Source organism: Halomonas sp. OfavH-34-E, from assembly GCF_024124525.1.
Taxonomy (GTDB): domain Bacteria; phylum Pseudomonadota; class Gammaproteobacteria; order Pseudomonadales; family Halomonadaceae; genus Halomonas; species Halomonas litopenaei.
In genome coordinates, this window is sequence record NZ_JAMXRY010000111.1 from 1 (window position 1) to 3,117 (window position 3,117).

At 69.2% G+C, this 3,117-nt stretch carries 2 protein-coding genes; both read right to left on the reverse strand.

Features of this window, described 5'->3' with window-relative positions:
* A partial coding sequence (locus tag NH448_RS23315) for a M20/M25/M40 family metallo-hydrolase (protein WP_253029584.1) occupies positions 1–900 on the reverse strand: 900 nt, incomplete at its 3' end.
* A 34-nt stretch (positions 901–934) separates the two neighbouring features.
* Positions 935–3,117: GNAT family N-acetyltransferase (locus NH448_RS23320; RefSeq protein WP_253029585.1), on the reverse strand; the 2,183-nt coding region annotated here is incomplete at its 5' end.

Sequence of the window (3,117 nt, forward strand, 5' to 3'; positions counted from 1 at the left end):
CAGCCGCAGGCCCTCGTCGACGCCGGACAGCTCTCGGCGCATATCGGCCTCGAGGCGCTCGATGCGCGAGCGCAGCGCGTCGATCTCGTCCCGAGGCACCATCACCACCGCCTCGGCCTCGCGGGGGATGGCGTTTCTCAGGGTGCCGCCACGGTAGTCGACCAGGCGCACCTCGCAGCTGTCGAGGGCGCGCAGCACCCGCACCAGCAGGCGATTGGCGTTGCCCAGCCCCTTGTCGATATCGATTCCGGAGTGGCCACCACGCAGTCCCTTGAGGCTCAGCGTCAGCGCTTCTTCATCCTCGCCCACCGACTCCACCGGCAACTGGGCCTCGACCACCACGTCGGCGCCACCGGCACAACCGATGTAGACCTGGCCACGGTCCTCGGAGTCAAGGTTGAGCAACAGGCTGCCCTCCAGCCAGCCTTCGGCCAGGTTCAGCGCACCGCCCATGGAGGTCTCTTCCTCCAGGGTGAAGATCGCCTCCAGCGGACCATGGACGAGCTCATCATCGCCGAGGATCGCCAGCGCCGCCGCCACCCCCAGGCCATTGTCGGCGCCCAGGGTGGTCTGGTCGGCCTTGAGCCAGCCGTCCTCGACCCGCGTGACGATGGGGTCCCGGGTGAAGTCGTGGGGCTTGTCGGCGTTGGCCTGGGCCACCATGTCCAGATGGCCCTGGAGGATCACCCCCGGTGCCCCTTCGCGCCCGGGGCTCGCCGGCTTGGACAGACGCAGGTTACCGTAGGCGTCACGGTCGTGGGCGATGCCGCGCTCGTCTGCCCAGGCTTCAAGGATCTCGACCAGAGCCGCCTCGTGGCCCGAGGGGCGCGGCGTGTTGCACAGGGTACGGAAGTGACGCCATACGGCGGTCGGAGCGAGGCTATCGAGATGTTCGTTCATGATGTCTATGTCTGCCTTTGCGAATGTTGGCACTCTACCCTCGCCCCGGGGCCTTGGAAAGGGTCTCCAGCAGTGCCAGGGCTCGGCCCACGGCGTCCCGCAACCATTGCTTGACCTGTGCCTTGCCGCGCAGCGATAGCCCCTGCGCCAGGGAACTTTCCGAACGTCCCTGAAACGCCCACGCTGCGAGCCAGGCCAGACTGTCGTGGTCATCGTCGGCCTTGGACATGGACGACGACATGGACGACGACATGGACGGCGACATGGGCGGCGACAGTGACAGCGACGCCAGCCGGCGAACCAGGGCCTGGATGGCCGGACGCGCCAGCGCCGGCTCGCGCTGGCCCCTGGCCAGGTCCTGGAGCTCACGACGGTCATCGGCGTCGAAAGAAAAGCGATCTTCGGCGTCGAGAGAAAAGCGGTCATCGGCGTCGAGAGAAAAGCGGTCATCGGCGTCGAGAGAAAAGCGATCCTCGGCGTCGAATGCATAGCGATCGCCGACGCTCGCCAGCAGCGCCAGTACCAAGGGTGGCGACAGGCGTGTCAGTTCGAAGGCCAGCAGCCCCGGCAACTGCCGCTCAAAGCGCCGCGACAGCCGCTCGATCAGGTCCCGGTTGTGCTCCCCCAGGGCCAGCGCCACCATCGCCGCATGCTCGCCGGTGGCGGCCTCCCGGGTCAGTCCCAGGCGCACCGGACGAAAGCCCTGCGCCTGCCAGAACGCCAGCAGCTCGGGATCGGCGCCGAAGCTCGCCCCCAGCAGCGCCTTGCCGGCCTGTTCGGCCTGGCATGCCGCCTCCTGGATCAGCCTCGCCCCGCACCCCAGGCGGCGCCAGTCGGGGTGTACGGCAATCCGGGTGATCCGGGCGCTGGGTGCCTTCAGTGCCGCTGCTTCACCGGCGTGGGCCGCCAGCGACTGGGCCATCAGGTGACCACGCGGGCGTCGCTGTCCCAGCAGCACTCGCTCGGCCAGATCCGCATCGAAGCCCCCCTCGTCGACGCACACGCACACCGCCAGCGGCGCACGTGGTGTCCCAAGGATCGAGATGCGGGTCGCCGGCGCATCAAGCAGCGCCCGCAGGTCCGCCGGGGTGGTGCGGTAGTGAGCCTGGACCAGCAGGCCGAAGATGGCTCTCAGGGAGGCTTCGTCCCGGGCCAGGACATCACGATCGAGCGTGGTACAGGGCAGCTCGGCCAACTTTTGACCAGGACAAGGCGCACTCACCCTCGCCCCCTTCGGCACTGTGGGGAGTTCTGCATCCAGGCACAGCAGCGCGTCGATGGCCCGCTCAAGGGGGTCTCCATCGGCCCAGCGTATCGGCGTCCTGAGCTCGATGGCCTGCCACTGGGGCGTCTGCGCCTCCAGATGACGACGAAAGCGCAACGCAAAGCCTCGCCCCGAGCCCTCGTAGCCATGCACCGTGGTGGCGAAGGCAAGCCGCGGAAATGCCGCCAGCCACTCGCCCAGCAGCGCCGCCGGAATCGCCGCCGCCTCGTCCACCAGCAGCAGCGAGCCGGGGCCGCCGGCTTCCCCCCGGGCGACGGCGTCAGTCAGTGCGTCAGGGGCGATAAAACGCACCCGCCCCCCGGGCGCCTCGAAGTCCCTTTCATCGCCCTGTCCCTCGGGCAGCAGCGTCGCCAGGCGCTCGAATACCGGCGCCACCGAGGACGCCCTCGGTGCCGTCACCAGGATATCCAGCGGCGCCTGGCACTGCTGCTCGGCCTTGACCAGCAGGCGGGCGCAGGCGATGCCCAGCGCCGCCGACTTGCCGCGACCACGGTCGGCGGTGATCACCAACGGGCGGCGACGCCTGAGCCGCGTCAGCCGACGTACCACCTCGGCCTGGTCGGGGCTCAGGCAATCCGGGTCGGGGCTGTCTGGACAAGGGCTGTCTGGACAAGGGTTGTCTGAACATGAGCCATCGGCAAAAGGGCTTTCCTGGCCATCATCGGGCGTTGCCGTCAGGCCCTCCCCCTGCCGCCAGCGCAGCATCCCGGGAAAACCCGCCAGCAGCCGATGGCAGCGCTCTAGATAACGGCTCGTGAGCTGTTCCGGCCGCCAAGGGTGGGCCGCCAGGCGGCAGTAGTCGTCGTCGGGTCGGCGGCCACCGTCGTCGGGGGTCAACAGCACCAGCAGGCCTCCCGCCACCAGGGTGCCGGCCACCGCCCCCAGGGCGTCAGGATCGAGGCCAGTGCCTGGCGAGGCGGCGTCGAACACCA